We start from the raw sequence: 17538 nt of genomic DNA, 5'->3' as shown, positions 1-17538 counted from the left end.
CGTGGACGGATGAGCGCCACCCCGACGCCCTCGCCCGGTCCGCTCCCCACCCCGCCCGACCCGCCCGGCCCGGTACCCGCACGCGCCCCGGCCGTGTGCGTGCTCGCGCTGACGCCGCTGCTCACCGTGGAGATCGAGCCTGCCGGGCCCTACGAGACCTCGCCCGAGGTGCACGTCCACCCCGGCGGCCAGGGGCTGTGGCTCGCGCGCATGGCGTACTCGCTCGGCGCGCAGGTCGTGGTGTGCGGGCCGTTCGGCGGGGAGACGGGGACGGTCGCGGCGCACCTCGCGCGCGCCGAGCACCTCGACCTGCGCGCGACGACGACCGGCGGCAACGGCGCGTACGTCCACGACCGCCGCAGCGGGCACCGGGAGGAGGTCGTGACCATGGACCCGTTCCCGCTCAACCGCCACGAGGTCGACGACCTGTACGGCACCGTCCTCGTCTCCGGGCTCGACGCCGCGGTGACCATCCTCACCGGGTCGGAGACCGCGGTCGGGGTCCCGGCGTCGTTCTTCGGACGGCTCGCGCGCGACCTGCACGCCTCGGAGCGCCAGGTGGTCGCCGACCTCTCCGGGGAGCAGGCGCGCGCCGTGGCCGACGCGCCCGGCGCGGTGCTCAAGATCAGCCACGAGGAGATGGTCGACGGCGGGTTCGCCGACGACGACACCGAGGCGGCCCTGCTCGCCGCCGCGCGCGGCATGGTCGACGCCGGGCCGCGCGCGGTCGTCGTGTCGCGCGCGCACGACCCCTCGCTGCTCGTGACGCGCGAGCACACGTACACCGTGCGCACGCCGCGCATCACGACCGTCGACCACCGCGGCGCGGGCGACTCCATGACGGCGGGCATCGCCGTCGGGCTGGGCCGCGGCCTCGAGCTCCCGGACGCCGTGCGTCTCGGTGCCGCGGCGGGAGCGCTCAACGTCACGCGGCGCGGTCTCGGCACGGGCCGCCGCGACCAGATCGAACGCCTCGCGCGCCGCATCACGGTGCGCGAGGCGCGCACCTGAACCCGACCGCCGGGCCCGACCCCCGACCCTCCGACCCTCGACCCCCGACGACTGAGGAGAACCACCGTGCGTGCTCTCGTGACCAACGACGACGGGATCGACTCCCCCGGCCTGGCGGTGCTCGCCGGGGCGGCGCTCGACGCCGGCTACGAGGTCGTCGTCGCGGCCCCCGCCCGCGAGTCGTCGGGCGCCAGCGCGTCCCTGCTCGGCGCCGAGCGCGACGGGCGGCTCGCCGTCGAGCCGCGCCGCGCGCCGGGCCTGCCCGACGACGTGACCTCCTACGCCGTGCGCGCCGCCCCCGCGCTCATCGCCTTCGTCGCCGCCTACGGCGGGTTCGGCCCCCGGCCGGACCTCCTGCTCTCGGGGGCGAACAAGGGCGCCAACACCGGCAACGCGATCCTGCACTCCGGGACGGTCGGCGCGGCGCTGTCCGCGATGACGCACGGGATCCGGTCGCTCGCCGTCTCGGTGGACGCGGCCGAGCCGCAGCACTGGGACACCGCGCGCCTCGTCACCGACCACGTGCTCGCGTGGATGGACGACCCCGCGTCACGGGACGTGCCGCTCGACCGGCGCACGCTCAACGTCAACGTCCCCGACGTCCCGCCGGACCGGCTGCGCGGGCTGCGGCAGGCTCCGCTCGCGACGTTCGGGCTCGTGCAGGCGAACATCCACGAGGACGGCGACCGGCACCTGGTACTCCAGTACTCCGGCACGGAGCGGCACTCCGAGCCCGACTCCGACACGGGCCTGCTCACGCGCGGCTGGGCCACCGCGACGCTCCTCGTCGCGCCGTACGCCGACGCGACGGTCGAGGTCCCTGGCCTGACCTGAACCCGTTCGTGGGGTCGGTCGAGCAGGGGGACGCGTCCGGGTCCGGTCCTCAGCCTCGGGGGCGGCGGTCGCCGTCCCCCGGGTCGCCGTCCCCGTCGTCCCCGGGGACGCCGTCCCTGTCGTCGGCGGGGTCGACCGATCTCGCCTCGTCGGTGGTGTCCTCGTCGGGTACGGCGCCGTGCTCGGCCGTGCGCTCGCGCTCCTCGATGACGTCCTGGCCCGGTCCCGCGAACGCGCGCGACCGCTCCTCCCCCTCGGGGGTCCCGCTGAAGAAGGCGGACTCCGCGGCCTCGGGCGTCGCGTCGTCGTGCCCGACGACGGGGAGCGGCCGGGTCCCTCCCGGCACCTCGGCGTCGTGTCCGGTGCGGGCGCCGACGTCCCGCTCGTCCGGTCGCCCCACCGGGCCCGGCACGACCCCGACGAGGCGCGTCGGGTCCTCGCTCGGCGCGGCGCCCGCGCCCGCCCCCGCGCGCCGGATCGTCCCGAGGACCACGGGCGCGTCGGCCCGCCGCGAGCCACGCTCGGCGGGCAGGCGAGGCGGGCGCGCCGGGGCGACGGGGGCTCCGTCCCCGCCCTCGGCGGTGCCCGCCACGTCGCCTCGGGCGCCGTCGCTCGCCGCGGCGACCGACCCGTCGTCGGCCACGTCGACGGCGTCCGCCGCCCGTTCGAGCCGTGTGCGCGGCAGACCTTGCGGCGCCGCGCGCTGGAGCCAGTCGACGAGGCCCTCGCGCACGAAGCACCGCAGGTCGAACAGCGTCGGGGCGTCATGCGCGCTCACGAGGGCGCGGACCCGCACGAGGCCCCCGACGGCGTCGGTCACCTGGAGGATGCCGACGCGCTCGTCCCACAGGTCGGTGAGCGCGAGCAGACGCCGCAGCTCGGCCCGCATCGGGCCCACCGGCACCTCGAAGTCGAGGTCGAGCTCGACGGTCCCCAGCAGGTCGGCGGCGCGGCGGGTCCAGTTCTGGAACGGCGTCGTCGTGAAGTACGTGGACGGCATGATGAGGCGGCGGTCGTCCCAGAGGTGCACCACCACGTAGGTCATGGTGATCTCCTCGATCCGGCCCCACTCGCCCTCGAGGACCACGACGTCGTCCACGCGGATCGCGTCGGTGAACGCGATCTGCATGCCCGCGAACACGTTCGCGAGCGACGTCTGCGCCGCGAGGCCCGCGACGATCGAGATGAGCCCCGCCGACGCGAGCAGGCTCGCCCCGGCGGCGCGCGCCGCCGGGAAGGTGAGCAGGATGCCCGCGACCGCGCACACGACGATCACCGCCACGGTCAGTCGGCGCAGCACCGTGATCTGGGTACGGACGCGGCGCGCGTGCCGGTTGTCCGCGGTGTCCATGCGGTAGCGCTGGAGCGCGGAGTCCTCGAGCACGAACGCGATCGCGCCCACCCACCACGCGCCGACGACGATGAGCGCGATGAGCAGGAGGTGCTCGACCGCGGGGCGCCACGGCGTGGACGCGTCCGTCGTCAGGCGGACCGCGATCCACACCGCGACGACGGTGAGCACCGCCCGGTCCGGTCGGCGCAGCCGCCGCGAGAGGTCGCGGGCGAGCTCGCTGCGCCGGCCCGCCCGGCGGACCACCGCGGAGATCACCGTCCCCAGGACGAACGCCAGCAGGACGCCCGCCGCGACCGCACCGAGGGTGACGAGGACGTCGGTCGTGTTCTCGATCTCGGTGTCCATCCCCCCAGGCTAGGCAGGGCTCCGGGTGGTCACCTCCGGGCCGCGGGACGGGAGCGACGCTCCCCGCCCCGTGGTGGGCGGGCGAGCCACGGGGCGAGCAGCCGCGTCACGCGCGGCAGCACGAGGTAGGTCATGACGGGCGTGAGGACGAGCGTGGTGGCGAGCACGCGTGGGACGACCGGCACCGCGTCCCAGGCCGGGACCAGGCTCCCGACGAGCAGCGTGAACGCGAGGTTGACCGGGAAGAACCCGAGCCAGATGCTCACCGACTGCTTCCAGCGCGGCGGCGCCGCCGCGCTCGCCGGTGGCGCGGTCGACGTCGGGGCGTCGAACCAGCCCTCGATGCCCGTGCGGCGCTGGACCCGTGTCTCCTCGACGAGGTCCCTCCCCTGCGCGAGCCAGCGCACCCGGTCCGGCGACGTCTCCCACGCGTCGAGCGTGGTGGCATCGGCGAAGCGGTAGAGCATGTGCCAGTCGTGCGACCCGGCGGCAGCACGCACCCAGCCGGAGCCGAGGAACCCGGGGTAGCGGTTGGCGAGGTTGACACCGGTCTGCACCCAGCGCGTGACCGCGGGGACGTTCTCGGGCAGGACCCTCCGCTCGATCGCGACGGTCACCGGCCCAGCGGCGGGGGTGACGAGCGGACGGTGGTCGGCACGGGCACGCGGGGTCGGAGGCAGGGCACGGGCGGGGTCGCCGCCGGTCCGCCGCTCGCCCTCGGGGACGTCGTAGGTCATGGGACGAGTGAACGTGGCAGGTGTTTCCGGGTCGTGAACCTGCGCGGGCGCGGGACGGATCGTCCCGCGGGTCGGGACGACGGCCGACGCGCGGGCCGCGCGGGCCGGGCCTACCGTGGCAGGCATGATCTCGTGGGAGCTCGCGCTCGCGCTGCGCGACGCGGGCGTGCGGTGGTCCCCGGCGTCGGGCGACCGCTTCCGCCTCCTCGCCACGGGCGGCGACGGCGACGTCTTCACCGTGAGCGACATGACGATCGAGCCGCACGAGTTCGACACCGGCGTCGTGCTCGGCTTCAACGGGACCACCGAGTGGGCGCTCGACTCGGTCGCGCTCGAGGACGCGCTCTGGCACCCGCTCGAGGAGCAGCTCCGCGAGCTGCTCGGGGGCACCTTCCGCGCGCTGGAACGGTCGGCGGCCGGGTACGTCGTGCGCACCGAGGTGCTCGACGACCTCGCGACGTTCGCCGGGACGGACGCGGCAGACGCCTACGCGCGCGCCCTGCTCGCGCTCGTCGCCGCGAGCACCGAGGACCTGCCCTGACCCGCCGGCGGACGACGAGCTGGCTCGAGGACGTGCGACGCGCTCCGTCCGTCGTGCGGCGCGTGCTGCGCGCGCTGGGCGACGAGCTGCCCCCTGCGGTCGATCCCGAGCCGCCCGAGGTGTCGCCCGACCTCGTCCCTCTTCTGCGCGAGCTCGGGACCGCTCTGCTCGACTCCGGGCGCTCCGTGACGGACGTCGGGGACGACCTGGAGGCCGTCGCGCGGCGCTCGGGCGCGTCGACCGTCGGCACGCTCGTCCTCCCGACCGGCGTCTTCGTCCGGGTCAGCACCGCGGGCGGCACGGTCGCCGACTTCGCGGCCGCCGCCGCGAGCGGACTCAACCTCGACCAGATCGGGGCGCTCACGACCCTCGTGCACCGCCTGCGCACGACCGACGTCCCGCTCGCCGAGGCCCGCGCCGAGCTGCGCGCGATCGTCGAGCGCCCGCCGCGGTTCGGCGCGGTCCTCACGATCGTCGGCCACGGGCTGCTCACGATCGGGTTCGGCCTCGTGCTCAACCCGACCGCCCGGCTCCTGCCGGTCTACCTCGCGCTCGGGATCCTCGTCGGCGCACTGCGCTGGCTCGGGACCCGGTGGCCGACGCTCGCCACCGCCCTGCCCGTCGTCGCGGCGTTCGTCGTGACGCTCCTGGCGGTCGACGTCGTCCACCCCTGGCTCGGCGACGACCCGCTGAGCGTCCTCGTGCCGCCCCTCGTCTCGTTCCTGCCCGGCTCGGTGCTCACGGTGGCCGCGATCGAGCTGACGAGCAACCAGATCGTCGCCGGCGCGAGCCGGCTCGTGTACGGGGTCGCGCAGCTCCTGCTCCTCGTGTTCGGGGTCGTCGCGGGCGCGGCGGTCGCGGGTCCGCTCGTCGCCGCCCCCGCCGCGGACCAGCTCGGGTGGTGGGCGCCGTGGGTGGGGATCCTCGCCGTCGGGCTCGGGCAGATGTACTTCGCCTCGTCGCCGCGCGGCTCGCTGCCCTGGGTCCTGCTCGTCCTGCTCGGCGCGTACGCGGCGCAGCTCGCCGGGGCGCTCGCCGCGGCACCGCTCGCGGGGTTCGTGGGCGCCCTCGTCATCGCTCCGCTCGCCGCGCTCGTGGAGCGGACGCCGCACGGGCCGCCCGCCGCCGTCACGACCCTCCCGGCGTTCTGGCTCCTCGTGCCCGGGGCGCTCAGCCTGCTGGGCCTCTCCGACCTGGTGAACGGCGGACCGGAGGCGGCCCAGGAGATCGCGAACGCGGTCGTCGCCGTGTTCGGGATCGCGCTCGGCACCCTGGTCGGGTCGGCGGTCACACGGGACGCGGGACGGGTGACACGTACCCTCTTCACATCCTGACCACACGGTCGGCACCCCATTCCCGAGGCTTCCCCCCGTCAGAGGGTCCCGCTGGACGCACGTCTAGTTGAAGATGGAACAGCCGACCGGTCTCCGTGGTCCACCCTGCGACCAGACCAGCCGGCGTCGTGGTGAGAGGGCGCACGCGCCCCGCCCCGACCGCACGCCGTCGTGGTCACCCAGCGCTCCGTCCTGCGCAGGTGCACCAGGGATGGGAGCGCTTCCGCGTTCGACCGCCCGCGACCACGGCCCGATGATCGGATCGTTCGCTTGACCACTGCACAGCACCACAAGACCGCACCGCACACGACCAGCACCACCGGCGCGCGCCCCGCCGCTCCCGGCGAGGCGCGCTAGATGGGCCGCCACACCGCGAGCCGGGCCTCGCTCCCCGCAGCCCTCGCCTCCGCCGCGCGCCGCGGCGCGCACGGCGCCGCCCGGGTCGTGCCCGGCCGTCGCCGCACCCTCGGGACCGGTGCCGCCGTGGCGGCCGTCGCGCTCACCGCGAGCACCGCCGCGGCCGCCTTCGCCGACGGTCCCGCGTCGTCGTCGACCGCGTCCGCGTCCGCCGCGCAGGCCACGACGCCGTCCGTCACCACCGCTGCCGGCACGGCAGCCACGGCCCTGGGGGCGGCCGCGGCCGACCCCGCCACCGTCGACGCCGCGAGCGACGCCCTCGTGCGTGCCCAGTTCCTCACCGGGGAGGGCGCCGCCGGGCTCACCCCCGAGCAGATCGCCCAGATCGAGGACGCGCGCGCCCGGCTCAGCACGGCCGTCACCGCGTCCTCGACCGGCGGCGCGGCCGCGTTCGCCGGCCTGCCCGCGCTGGTCGGCTCCGGCCTCGCCGCCGCCGCGGGCGACACGGGGGCCGGCAGCGCCGCCGAGGACGACGCCGCGGACGACACCGAGGGCGATGTGCTGCTGACCGCGGCCGACACCCTCGACGCGAGCGTGCCCGGCCTCGTCGAGCGCGGCTCGGACCGTGCGAGCCGGTCCTCGGCGCGCACGTCCCTCGACGACCTCACGGCCTTCCCGACGCTCGATCCGACCGTGCCCGACCTGGCCGAGCAGTCAGGAGAGACGTCCGGCGAGGCGGCCGACGCCGCCGCGAGCGCCGACGCCTCGACCGAGTCCCCCGAGGAGGACGCGGCGGCCGCCGAGTCGGCGACCGCGTCGCCCGACCTCACGACCGGGACGGCGCCGGACGCCACGGCCGACGCCGCCGAGGCGCCCGTGCCCGCGGGCTCCACCGAGGAGATCGCCGCGCTGACGGCCGAGCTCTCCACGCTGCTCGACGCGGCCGGCTCGGGCGTGACCGTCCAGGTGGTGCCCGGTCCGCCGTCGGCCGAGGAGATCGCTGCCCAGCTCGACCAGTGGGCCGCCTCCACCGCGGGCTTCGGCAACGGGCAGATCCCCGCGAGCGCCCTGTGCGACCTGTCGTTCGCGCCGGGCGAGCAGCTCCGCTGCGACGCCGCCCACCAGATCGAGGCGCTCAACCAGAAGTTCGTCGAGACGTTCGGCGTGAACCTCTCGGTGACGGACTCCTACCGCTCCTACGCGTCGCAGGTCGCGGTCAAGGCGTCGCGCGGCTACTTCGCCGCGCCCCCCGGCATGTCGAACCACGGCTGGGCGCTCGCGCTCGACCTCGGCGGCGGCATCCAGGGGTACGGCACCGCGCAGTACGAGTGGATGCGCGCCAACGCGCCGGCCTACGGCTGGGACAACCCCGAGTGGGCCCGCGCCGGCGGCTCGAAGAACGAGCCCTGGCACTGGGAGTACGGCGACCTCTCCTGAGGTTCCGCTCCCCCGACCACGGCCCCGGCGCCGCGACGACCTCGCGGACCGGGGCCGTCGTCGTCCCGTCAGGCGAGCGCGGTCGCGACGAGCAGCATCGTCACGAGGAAGCCCGTGACGAGGTTGAGCCACAGGAACGTGCGCCACCCGGCGTTCGCGCGCTCGCAGTCGTCGTCGCGCACGTCGCGGAACCGCAGCACGTTGGCGGCGTACGGGAGCGGCAGGAGCGCGGCGAGGACGCCGGGCCACGGCACGACCGCGAGGACGGCGGCCGCGGCGACGTACGCCACGGCCGCGCCGAGCACGGTCGCGTGCGCCCCGACCGCCGTCGCGACGGACGCGATGCCGCCCTCCCGGTCCGCCCGGACGTCCTGCACGGCGCCGAACGCGTGCGACGCCATCCCCCACAGGACGAAGCCCACGAGCACGGGCCACACCGAGCGCGCCGACAGGTCCGCGCCCACGAGGACGAGCGCGTACAGCAGCGGCCCGGCGAAGTGCATCGCCGACGTGAACGAGTCGAGGAACGGGCGCTCCTTGAACCGCAGGCCCGGCGCGGAGTACGCCACCACGCCGAGCACGACGAGCGCGAGGACCAGCCCGGCGAGCGGGTCGCCGAGGAGCAGCAGGGCGACGAGGAACGGGACGTTCGTCGCGACGCACGCGCGCAGGATGCGGCGGTGCGTGGCACGCGCGGTCGCCGGGTCGGCGAGCGCGCCCTCGATCCCGCCCTTGCGCGGGTTGCGCAGGTCGCTCGCGTAGTCGAAGACGTCGTTCACGCCGTACATGAGCAGGTTGTAGGGCACCAGGAAGTACAGGGTCCCGACGACGAGCGCGAGGTCGACCCGGCCCTCCGTCGCGACGAGGTAGCCCGCGGTGAACGGGTAGGCGGTGTTGATCCACGAGAAGGGCCGCGACGCGGCGAGCACGTCCTTCACCGGGCGCCCTCGTCCGGTCGCCCGTCGGCGGCCCGACCGCCCACGGCGCGGTCGCCGGTCGCGCGCCCGCGCGTCCCGAGCGCCGTCCACAGCACCGGCATGGCCAGCGCGGCGGCGAGCGCGTAGGCGAAGTCCTCGAGCGGTGCGCCCCAGAGGTAGACGCCGAGGATCTTGCCCGGGTCGTAGACGTAGAGGTCGGCCGCGATCATGAGCGTGTCGAACACGAGCGTGAGCACGCACAGCACGACGGCCGTCACCACGAGCGGGCGGGGCCGCAGGCGCCGCAGCACGCGCCACGACACGACGATGAGCGCCGTCAGGACGATGACGTTGAGCACGAGGTTCGTCACGCGTCGCCCTCCGCCCGGCTCCGTCGCGCGGCGAGCACGCGCTCGGCGCCGCGCCAGACCAGCAGCGCGGTGTAGCACAGCAGCGTCAGGAAGACCGCCTCCTCGACGGGGAGGTCGGGCGCGAGCAGGAGCCCGGTCATCCACGGGCTCTCCCCGCGCGCGAAGATGCCGAGCACGAGCCCCGCGGCGTCCCAGAGGAGGAACCCCACGACGCCGAGCCCCACCGTGAGCGCGGCGCGGCGCGGGTCCGCCCAGAACGCGAGGCGGAAGCGCCGGTCGAGCACGGCGAGGCCACCGAGCGAGACCGCGAGCGCCCCGAGGTAGACCAGACCCGTCACCGGCGGACCTCGACCGGTCGCGCACCTGACGGCCGGACCCGCTCGGGCCGTCGGCTCGCCGCGAGGTAGCCAGGGCGCAGCGGCGTCGGCAGCGGGCGCGCCGACGTCTCGCCGAGCAGGCGCTTCGCGACGAGCTCGGCGCTGATGAGGCACATCGGCAGTCCCACGCCCGGGATCGTGCCACCTCCGGCGTGGTAGAGCCCGTCGACACGGCGGGACGCGGTACCGGGCCGCCACAGGGCGGACTGTCGGAGCGTGTGCTCCATGCCGAGGGCGCCGCCGCGCCAGGACGAGAGCTCGGCCGCGAAGTGGGCGGGCCCGAGCACGCGCCGCGTGACGACCCGGCCTGGGAGGTCCGCGACGCCCGCCCACCGGCCCACCTGGGCGAGGTAGCGGTCCGCGAGCGCGTCGAGCGTGCGACGCGACGCGGCGTCCGCGCCGAGCGTCGGGTCGGCGGGGAACGGGACGAGGAGGAAGAGGTTCTCGTGCCCCGGTGGCGCCGCGGGCGCGCCCGACGACGGCCCGTCGGTCGCGGAGGTGCGCGACACGTAGAGGGACGCGGGGTCGGGGACGCGCAGCCCCGCGGGGTCGCTGCGCCGGTCGGTGCCGAGCACGGCGTCGAAGTTCGCGGGCCAGTCGCGCGTGAAGAAGAGGGAGTGGTGCGCGAGCTCGGGCAGCTCGCCCCGTACCCCGGCGAGCACGAGCAGCGCCGAGATCCCCGGTCCCTTGCCCTCCCACGACGCGGCGGGCAGGTCTGCCCACCGCGGCTCGAGGAGCGCGGTCTCCGTGTGGTGCCGGTCGGCGGCCGACACGACGAGGTCCGCCTCGACGAGCTCGCCCGAGGCGAGGCGGACGCCCGTGACGCGCCCGCGGCGTCGGGCACCGGGGACCACCTCGATCCCGGCGACGTCCGCACCGGTCCGGAGCTCGACGCCCTCCGCGCGCGCGAGCCGCACCACGGCCTCGATCAGCGTGTGCATCCCGCCGCGCGGGTACCGCACGCCGTCGACGAGGTCGAGGTGGCTCATGAGGGAGTACAGCGCGGGCGCGCGGTAGGGCGAGGACCCCAGGAAGACGGCGTGGTAGCCCAGGAGCTGGCGCAGCCGAGGGTCCTCCACGGCGCGCGCGGCCCGGTCGGCGAGCGGCTCGCGCAGCAGCGCGGCGAGGCGCGGGAGACGACGCAGCACCTCCGGGGCGAGCGCGCGGTCGGGCCGCTCGAACGTGGTGTAGAGGAAGTGGTCGAGCGCGAGGCCGTACGCCTCGCTCGCGTCGGCCGCGTACGCCGCCATGCGGTTCCCGGCACCGGGCTCGATCGCGTCGAACCGGGCGCGGTTCACGCCCGGGCTCGCGGAGAGCTCGAACGTGGACGCCGCACCCCCCGGGCCGTCGGGCTCGAAGAACACGCGGTAGGCCGGGTCGAGCGGCACGAGGTCGAGGTGGTCGTCGACGCGCGCGCCCAGGAGCGCGAAGAAGTGCTCGACCACCTCCGGCATGAAGTACCAGGACGGCCCGGTGTCGAAGCGGAACCCGTCCAGCTCGAGCGTGCCCGCCCGGCCGCCCAGGTCCGCGTGACGCTCCAGCAGCGTGACGGCCGCGCCCCCGCGCGCCAGGAGCGCCGCGGTGGCGAGCCCCGAGATCCCGCCCCCGACGACGACGACGCGCGGTGCCCTCACGCGAGCACCTTCCGCGGACGCGCGGGTCGGCCCGACGCCATCTGCCCGAGGAGCTGACCACCCGCGGCGCGGGCGGCGAGCGCGACCTTCACGGGGTCGGGGACGCGCACGCGGGCCCGCAGGATGTCCTCGGGCGGCGTCGCCGCGAGCCGGGCGAGCAGCCGCTCGTACACGGCGACCGTCGCGGCGACCGCGACGCGGGGGCGCACCGGGAGGCCCGGCAGCGCCGCGCGCGCCGCCGCGAGGTCCTCCTCGACCTCCCGGCAGAAGGCCTCGACGTCGCGACGGCGCAGGCGGCCCGGGACGACGCCGGGCAGGTAGGCACGTCCGAGCTCGTCGTGGTCGGTGCGCAGGTCGCGGAGGAAGTTGATCTTCTGGAACGCGGCGCCGAGCGCGCGCGCCCCGCGGACGAGGACCGGGTCGGCGACCCGCAGGGGCTCCCCGGGGCGACGGCGCGCGTTGAGGAAGACCGCGAGGCACATGAGGCCGACGACCTCCGCCGAGCCGTACACGTACCGCTCGTAGCTCTCGCGGTCGTGCACGCGCACCGTGAGGTCCGTGCGCATCGACGCGAAGAAGGGGTCGACCTCGTCGTGGCCGACGCCGCACCGGCGGGCGGTCAGCGCGAAGGAGTGCACGACGAGGTTGGTCGACCACCCGCGGTCGAGCGCGCGCGTCACCTCGGCCTCCAGCTCGTCGAGGAGGTCCGCCGCGCCGTCGCCGCGGCGCGTGTCCACGACCTCGTCGGCGATGCGCACGAGGCCGTAGATGGCGTCGATCCCGTCACGCGTCGGCGCGTCGAGCAGGCGCGCGCCCAGCCCGAACGAGGTCGAGTAGGACGCGAGCACGACCCGGCTCGTGCGCGCGGCGGTCAGGTCGTACAGCCGTGCCGGGTCGCTCTCGTCGCGCACAGGTGGTCCCGTCTCCCGTCGCCGGGGCACCTCCCCGGTCATTCCTCAGCATGCTGAGGAATCCAGGGTCGCACGAGATGGGCGGACTCACACCTCGGGGGCGCCCTCCGCCCCGCCGGCCGCCGCGACCTCGATCCGCCGCGGGCCCGCCTGCCAGGCCTCCCACGCCGACGAGATGATCTCGGGCAGCCCGTTCGTCGCCGTCCAGCCGAAGAGCTCGTTGATCCTGCGCGGGTCGCCGACGAGCTGCGGCGGGTCGCCCGCGCGCCGCGGCAGGACCTCCGGCGTGACGTCGAGCCCGCTCACGCGCCCGATCTCGTCGATCACCTCGCGCACCGACGACCCCTGCCCCGTCCCGACGTTGAACACGTCGAAGGGGCGCTCCTCGACGTCGAGGTACCCGAGCGCCGCGAGGTGCGCGTGCGCGAGGTCCAGGACGTGGATGTAGTCACGGATGCACGTGCCGTCCGGCGTCGGGTAGTCGTCGCCGAAGATCTTGGGCTGCTCGCCGCGCTCCAGACGGTCGAGCACCATGGGCACGAGGTTCAGCACAGCGGGGTCGCCGAGGTCCGGCCAGCCCGCGCCGGCCACGTTGAAGTAGCGCAGCGCGACGAACCGCAGGCCCCACGCGCGACCGGCCGCGCGGCCCAGCCACTCGCCGACGAGCTTGGTCTCGCCGTAGGGGTTGATCGGCTCGGCGTGCAGCTTCTCCTCGACGAGCGAGACCGACGGCATCCCGTAGGTCGCCGCGGAGGACGAGAACACGAGGCGGTCGACGCCGGCCGCCTGCATCGCCGTGACGAGGTTCGTGAACCCGCCGACGTTCTGCTGGTAGTACCAGGCCGGCTTCTCGACCGACTCGCCGACCTGCTTGCGCGCCGCGAAGTGGACCACCGCGCGGACGTCGTGCTCGGTGAGGGCACGCGTCAGCACGTCCACGGCCTCCGGGGACGCGACGTCGACCTCGACGAGCGTCGCGTCGCCGACGCGGTCCGCGCGACCGGTGCTGAGGTCGTCGACCACGACCACCTTCTCGCCGCGCTCCTGCAGGAGGCGCACCACGTGCGCGCCGATGTACCCGGCTCCGCCGGTCACGAGGATCGTCATGGCACCCACCCTAGTGGGGCCGCCCCGCTCCCCCGCCGCGCGCTCCTACGCGTGGTCGTGGGCCTCGCGGTCGCGCAGGGCCGCCGTCTCGAGCTGGAAGGTCGAGTGCTCGACGGAGACCGGGAAGTGGTGCGCGACGCACGCACGGACGCGCTCCGTGATCTCGAGCGCGTGCCCGTCGCGGAAGCACGCGGCGTCGACGACGACGTGCGCGGAGATGGTCGGCAGACCCGTCGCGACGGTCGACGCGTGGAGGTCGTGCACGTCCTCGACGTGGTCGAGCGAGAGGATGTGCGCCCGGACGTCGTCGAGGTCCAGCCCCTCCGGGGTGAACTCCATGAGGACGGCGGTCGCCTCGCGCAGGAGGCGGAAGGCGCGCGGGACGATGAGGAGCGCGATGAACAGGCCGGCGATCGCGTCGGCCTGCTGGTAGCCGGTCGTCGCGATGACGACGGCGGCCACGATCACCCCGACCGACCCCAGGGCGTCGTTGACGACCTCCAGGAACGCCGCGCGCAGGTTGAGGTTCGCGCGGCGCCCGGACGCGAGGACGGCGATCGCGACGACGTTGCCGACGAGGCCGACGATCCCGAAGACCAGCAGCTCGGACGAGGGCACCTCCGGCGGCGAGAACAGCCGCCGGACGCCCTCGACGACGGCGTACGCGCCGACCGCGAGGAGGAGCGCCGCCTGCGCGAGGGCCGCGAGCACCTCGACGCGGCGGAAGCCCCACGTGCGGCGCTTGGTCGCGGGCCGCAGCACGAGCGACGCCGCGACGAGCGCCACGGCCAGCCCCGTCGCGTCGGTGAGCATGTGCGCCGTGTCCGTGAGGAGCGCGAGGCTCCCCGTGAGGACCGCGCCGACGGCCTGCGCGACGAGGATCGTCGCGGTGATCCCGAAGGCGACCGCGAGCCGCGCGCGGTGGTCTGGCGTGGCACCCCCCGCGCCGTGGTCGTGTCCGGCTCCCATGAACCCTCCATTCATCGCCGAATACCGATGATATCGGTATTCGGCGATGAATACCAGGCCTGCTGCGCCGTGAGGCGCGTCACCGCGCGGGGTCAGGGAGCGAGCGCGACGTGCTCCGCGTCGGCGAGCAGGTGCGCCACCTCGGGCCGCACGAGCCGGTACCAGGACGAGCGCCCCTCGCGGCGGACCGCCACGACCCCGACGTCGCGCAGGGTGGTCAGGTGCGCGGAGACCGTGGACTGCGCGAGCCCCAGCTCGCGCGTGAGGTCGACGACACGCCGCTCCGCGCCGGTGAGCAGGTGGACGATGGCCAGCCGGCTCGGGTCCGCGAGCGCATGGAGCAGTCGCGCGACCGCCTCGTGGTCGTGCGCGCCGTCGTGCCGGGGGTCGCTCGCGGCGCTCGTCGTCACCACCCGATGGTAGCGATCGGCGTCCGCACGCCGCGCGACCTCAGTCCCAGCCGAGCTCGTGCAGACGGTCGTCGTCGATGCCGAAGTGGTGCGCGATCTCGTGGACGACCGTGACCGCGACCTCCTCGACCACGTCCTCGCGCGTCTCGCAGATCGCGAGGGTGGGGTTGCGGAAGATCGTGATGCGGTCGGGCAGCGCCCCCGCCGCCCACATGTGGTCGCGCTCCGTGAGCGGCACCCCCTCGTAGAGACCGAGGAGGTCGGGGTCGTCGGCGGGCGCGTCGTCCTCGACGAGCACCACCACGTTGTCCATCTGCGCCGCCAGGTCCGCCGGGACGAGGTCCAGCCCGTCGCGCACGGCGTCCTCGAACTCGGCCCGCGTCATCTCCACCACGCGACCATCCTCCCCTGCCGGCGGCATCGTCCGCGGCACCGTCCCGCGGCACCGTCCGCGGGCAGACCCGGCCGAGCGGTCGACCAGGAGGTCGCGGTCCCGCCGCTGTACACTGGCGCACGTTCCTGAGCCCCCATCGTCTAGCGGCCTAGGACCCCGCCCTTTCACGGCGGTAGCACGGGTTCGAATCCCGTTGGGGGTACGCGAGATCGCACCGGGACCGGTGACCACCAGCGGATTTACGGATCGGCTCATCGGTACGGTACGATCCTCTCGGTTCGAAAGCGGGCCACCACACCACCAGGTTCACTGGTGAAAATCACCGGGTCCCCTGGTGTTAAGGTGTGTCTCGCGAAGAACAGCAAGGCCCTGTAGCGCAGTTGGTTAGCGCGCCGCCCTGTCACGGCGGAGGTCGCGGGTTCAAGTCCCGTCAGGGTCGCGTGAGGCGAAGAGCCCGGTCGGCATCGGCCGGCCGGGCTCTTCCCCCATGGCTCTGTAGCTCAGTTGGTAGAGCGTTCGACTGAAAATCGAAAGGTCACCGGATCGACGCCGGTCGGAGCCACCGAAGAGACCCCCACCCGGGATCCGGGCGGGGGTCTTCTGCATCCCCGCGACGACGTCGCACGGCTCCCCCTCCGCGCCCGGACCGGCCCGCGGGAAGTTGCGCACGGCCCCGGGTGCCGGTTGAGTGGTGGGGTCACCTGCGGAAAGGCGGAGAGATGAGCGACTGGATCGACGGGCGCATCCCGCCCGAGGAGCAGAAGCCGACGGTCGGGCAGCTCGTCGAGCGGCTGTCCGAGCAGGCTACCCGCCTCGTCCGGTCCGAGATCGCGCTCGCGAAGGCCGAGCTGACGACGAAGGCCAAGCACGCCGGCATCGGCATCGGCCTGCTCGTCGTGGGCGGGGTGCTCGTCCTCTACGGGCTGGGCTTCCTCTTCCACTCCGCCATGGAGGGGCTCGCGACCGTGATGCCGCTGTGGCTCGCCGCACTGATCGTCGGCCTGGTGCTGGTGCTCGTCGCCGGTACGCTCGCGTTCGTCGGCGTCAAGCAGCTCCAGCGCGGCGTCCCCCCGACCCCGACCGGGGCGGTCGACAGCATCAAGGAAGACGTCGCGACCATCAAGGAAGGACTGCGCCCGTGAGCGGAACCGACGGGGCCGAGGTGCCCCCGCTGTCCCAGTCCCAGCTCGAGGACGAGATCGCGCGCACGCGCGCCGAGCTCGCAGGGACGATCGACGAGCTCACGACGCGCCTGGACCCGCGCGTCCAGGCGAAGGCTGCGGCGCAGCAGGCGAAGCAGGCGGCCTCGGACACGGGAGCGTTCCTCACGGGCGGCGGGCTGCCGGAGGAGGACCCCGACCGCTCGCGCAACGTCAAGCTGCTGCTGGGTGCCGTCGTCGCGGGTGCCGCGCTGATCGCTGCGGCGGTCCTGCGGCGGCGCTCCTAGAGCGCCTCCCGCACACCCCTCTGGCCGAGCCGCCGCAGGTGCCGTGTCCGTCGCGCCGGCCGTGCCGGCGGCTCGGCGCGAGGACGGCTCAGGACTTGTCGGTGCCCTCCGCCGGCTCGCTGGCGGCGCCGAGCAGCGCCCGGACCTCGGACTCGCGGTAGCGGCGGTGCCCCCCGAGCGTGCGGATCGACGAGAGCTTGCCCGCCTTCGCCCACCGGGTGACCGTCTTGGGATCGACGCGGAACAGGCTGGCGACCTCGGCGGGCGTGAGCAGAACCTCGGACTCTCCGTGCATGGACATCACGACACCTCCTCCTGGTACGCGCTGGTCCGGCAGATACCCCGGATCACGACGACAGCACGACGCCAGTACCCTCCATTGTCGCAGCATGCGGATTTCGGGCGACTTGACGGACGGGTGAATTAGGCGCTCTATGGTCGGAACGGCCGGATAGGCGCTCGTGCGGCTTACGAGCCGTGCGGGGCGCGGTCCTCGGCCAGACGGCCGCGCCTCCTACGACGCGGGCCCGCTCCTCCGCTCGTGGAGACTGTGTGACGGTAGGCACGTCCGCGGCCCGTCACGGTCTTCTGAGTGGATGGAATAGGCCCTGAGCATGTACCGTTGGACCCTGAACAGACGAAACTACACCCCGGGGCCGCACGTCTGAGCACGTAGCCGCCCCGCTTCTACGTTGAGGGGGTCGGAGCCATGGGCCGCGGCCGTCAGAAGGCAAAGCAGACCAAGGTCGCTCGCGCGCTGAAGTACTACAGCCCCGAGACGAACTACAGTGCGCTCGAGCAAGAGCTCACCGGTCACAGCCACACGGATGTCGTGACGGACTCGCGCTTCGGCGCCGAGTCGTCGGACGACCTCGAGCGCTACGACCAGCGCTACAACGACTGGTCCGACGACCGCTGACGGTCGTCGACCACCTTTCTCTCCGCCACCTCTCGCGCGGAAGCATCTCGACCACGACTGCGCCGTCGTCTGCCCACCGCAGGCGACGGCGCGGTCGTCGTCAGCGATCCGTACCCACGCGTAGTCGGTCTG

General features: G+C 74.7%; 20 protein-coding genes and 3 tRNA genes. 11 read left to right on the top strand and 12 right to left on the bottom strand.

From position 1 onward, the window contains the following. Window positions 1-9: 9 nt before the first annotated feature. Together ACZ402_RS01510 and surE are read left to right on the top strand one after the other, a co-directional pair. Window positions 10-1011 (top strand): 1-phosphofructokinase family hexose kinase, encoded by a 1002-nt coding sequence (locus ACZ402_RS01510; RefSeq protein ID WP_375822551.1) that lies wholly within the window; start codon window positions 10-12, stop codon window positions 1009-1011. 66 nt (window positions 1012-1077) lie between these two features. Continuing rightward, the gene (gene surE / locus ACZ402_RS01505; protein ID WP_375822552.1) at window positions 1078-1845 is read left to right on the top strand and encodes a 5'/3'-nucleotidase SurE; all 768 of its coding nucleotides are present in this window, start codon (window positions 1078-1080) and stop codon (window positions 1843-1845) included. Window positions 1846-1894: 49 nt separating this feature from the next. Here surE and ACZ402_RS01500 read toward each other — a convergent pair whose 3' ends face one another. After that, window positions 1895-3544, bottom strand: a complete 1650-nt coding sequence (locus ACZ402_RS01500; protein WP_375822553.1) for a mechanosensitive ion channel family protein — start codon at window positions 3542-3544, stop codon at window positions 1895-1897. A gap of 29 nt (window positions 3545-3573) precedes the next feature. Then, window positions 3574-4281: an antibiotic biosynthesis monooxygenase gene (locus tag ACZ402_RS01495; RefSeq protein ID WP_375822554.1), complete on the bottom strand. Its 708-nt coding sequence runs from the start codon at window positions 4279-4281 to the stop codon at window positions 3574-3576. Window positions 4282-4405: 124 nt separating this feature from the next. Here ACZ402_RS01495 and ACZ402_RS01490 point away from each other — a divergent pair, with 124 nt between their 5' ends. From ACZ402_RS01490 to ACZ402_RS01480, 3 genes are all read left to right on the top strand, one after another. Beyond that, window positions 4406-4822, top strand: a complete 417-nt coding sequence (locus ACZ402_RS01490) for a pilus assembly protein CpaE (protein WP_375822555.1) — start codon at window positions 4406-4408, stop codon at window positions 4820-4822. Between the two features lie 32 nt (window positions 4823-4854). Beyond that, window positions 4855-6156 carry a threonine/serine exporter family protein gene (locus ACZ402_RS01485; protein ID WP_375822556.1) on the top strand — a complete coding sequence of 434 codons (1302 nt, stop codon included), beginning with the start codon at window positions 4855-4857 and terminating at the stop codon, window positions 6154-6156. A 357-nt stretch (window positions 6157-6513) separates the two neighbouring features. Next, a complete protein-coding gene (locus ACZ402_RS01480; RefSeq protein ID WP_375822557.1) occupies window positions 6514-7950 on the top strand; it encodes a M15 family metallopeptidase in 1437 nt (478 codons plus the stop codon). Window positions 7951-8018: 68 nt separating this feature from the next. Here ACZ402_RS01480 and ACZ402_RS01475 read toward each other — a convergent pair whose 3' ends face one another. The 9 genes from ACZ402_RS01475 to ACZ402_RS01435 form a co-directional block, all read right to left on the bottom strand. Next, the gene (locus tag ACZ402_RS01475) at window positions 8019-8888 is read right to left on the bottom strand and encodes a prenyltransferase (protein WP_375822558.1); all 870 of its coding nucleotides are present in this window, start codon (window positions 8886-8888) and stop codon (window positions 8019-8021) included. Continuing rightward, on the bottom strand, window positions 8885-9238 hold the full coding sequence (locus ACZ402_RS01470; protein ID WP_375822559.1) for a lycopene cyclase domain-containing protein: 354 nt from the start codon (window positions 9236-9238) through the stop codon (window positions 8885-8887). The genes ACZ402_RS01475 and ACZ402_RS01470 overlap by 4 nt, the downstream gene beginning before the upstream one ends. After that, window positions 9235-9576 carry a lycopene cyclase domain-containing protein gene (locus tag ACZ402_RS01465; protein ID WP_375822560.1) on the bottom strand — a complete coding sequence of 114 codons (342 nt, stop codon included), beginning with the start codon at window positions 9574-9576 and terminating at the stop codon, window positions 9235-9237. Before ACZ402_RS01465 ends, ACZ402_RS01470 begins: the two co-directional genes overlap by 4 nt. Continuing rightward, window positions 9573-11249: a phytoene desaturase family protein gene (crtI, locus tag ACZ402_RS01460; RefSeq protein WP_375822561.1), complete on the bottom strand. Its 1677-nt coding sequence runs from the start codon at window positions 11247-11249 to the stop codon at window positions 9573-9575. Before crtI ends, ACZ402_RS01465 begins: the two co-directional genes overlap by 4 nt. After that, window positions 11246-12160 carry a phytoene/squalene synthase family protein gene (locus ACZ402_RS01455; protein WP_375822562.1) on the bottom strand — a complete coding sequence of 305 codons (915 nt, stop codon included), beginning with the start codon at window positions 12158-12160 and terminating at the stop codon, window positions 11246-11248. Before ACZ402_RS01455 ends, crtI begins: the two co-directional genes overlap by 4 nt. A gap of 87 nt (window positions 12161-12247) precedes the next feature. After that, window positions 12248-13267, bottom strand: coding sequence for a UDP-glucose 4-epimerase GalE (galE, locus tag ACZ402_RS01450; protein WP_375822563.1), 1020 nt, complete (start codon window positions 13265-13267; stop codon window positions 12248-12250). A 45-nt stretch (window positions 13268-13312) separates the two neighbouring features. Next, window positions 13313-14236: a cation diffusion facilitator family transporter gene (locus ACZ402_RS01445; RefSeq protein WP_375822564.1), complete on the bottom strand. Its 924-nt coding sequence runs from the start codon at window positions 14234-14236 to the stop codon at window positions 13313-13315. Window positions 14237-14328: 92 nt separating this feature from the next. Beyond that, window positions 14329-14646, bottom strand: coding sequence for an ArsR/SmtB family transcription factor (locus tag ACZ402_RS01440; protein WP_204539642.1), 318 nt, complete (start codon window positions 14644-14646; stop codon window positions 14329-14331). Window positions 14647-14686: 40 nt separating this feature from the next. Beyond that, on the bottom strand, window positions 14687-15031 hold the full coding sequence (locus ACZ402_RS01435; protein ID WP_375822767.1) for a metallopeptidase family protein: 345 nt from the start codon (window positions 15029-15031) through the stop codon (window positions 14687-14689). A 138-nt stretch (window positions 15032-15169) separates the two neighbouring features. Here ACZ402_RS01435 and ACZ402_RS01430 point away from each other — a divergent pair. The 5 genes from ACZ402_RS01430 (at window position 15170) to ACZ402_RS01410 (ending at window position 16487) form a co-directional block, all read left to right on the top strand. Continuing rightward, a tRNA-Glu gene (locus tag ACZ402_RS01430) sits at window positions 15170-15242 on the top strand. A gap of 163 nt (window positions 15243-15405) precedes the next feature. Continuing rightward, window positions 15406-15479 (top strand) — tRNA-Asp (locus ACZ402_RS01425). 50 nt (window positions 15480-15529) lie between these two features. Then, window positions 15530-15602: transfer RNA gene (locus ACZ402_RS01420), tRNA-Phe, on the top strand. A 157-nt stretch (window positions 15603-15759) separates the two neighbouring features. Continuing rightward, window positions 15760-16182 (top strand): phage holin family protein, encoded by a 423-nt coding sequence (locus ACZ402_RS01415; protein ID WP_375822565.1) that lies wholly within the window; start codon window positions 15760-15762, stop codon window positions 16180-16182. Further along, window positions 16179-16487 carry a DUF3618 domain-containing protein gene (locus ACZ402_RS01410; protein ID WP_375822566.1) on the top strand — a complete coding sequence of 103 codons (309 nt, stop codon included), beginning with the start codon at window positions 16179-16181 and terminating at the stop codon, window positions 16485-16487. The genes ACZ402_RS01415 and ACZ402_RS01410 overlap by 4 nt, the downstream gene beginning before the upstream one ends. An 88-nt stretch (window positions 16488-16575) precedes the next feature. Here the strand turns inward: ACZ402_RS01410 and ACZ402_RS01405 are convergent, their stop codons facing one another. After that, window positions 16576-16788, bottom strand: coding sequence for a BldC family transcriptional regulator (locus tag ACZ402_RS01405; protein WP_024839011.1), 213 nt, complete (start codon window positions 16786-16788; stop codon window positions 16576-16578). A 408-nt stretch (window positions 16789-17196) separates the two neighbouring features. Here ACZ402_RS01405 and ACZ402_RS01400 point away from each other — a divergent pair, with 408 nt between their 5' ends. Further along, window positions 17197-17406: a DUF3073 domain-containing protein gene (locus ACZ402_RS01400; protein ID WP_047231363.1), complete on the top strand. Its 210-nt coding sequence runs from the start codon at window positions 17197-17199 to the stop codon at window positions 17404-17406. The last annotated feature ends 132 nt before the right edge of the window (window positions 17407-17538 follow it).

The organism is Cellulosimicrobium sp. NPDC030954 (assembly GCF_055571305.1).
This window is presented reverse-complemented; position numbering and strand designations above follow the sequence as displayed.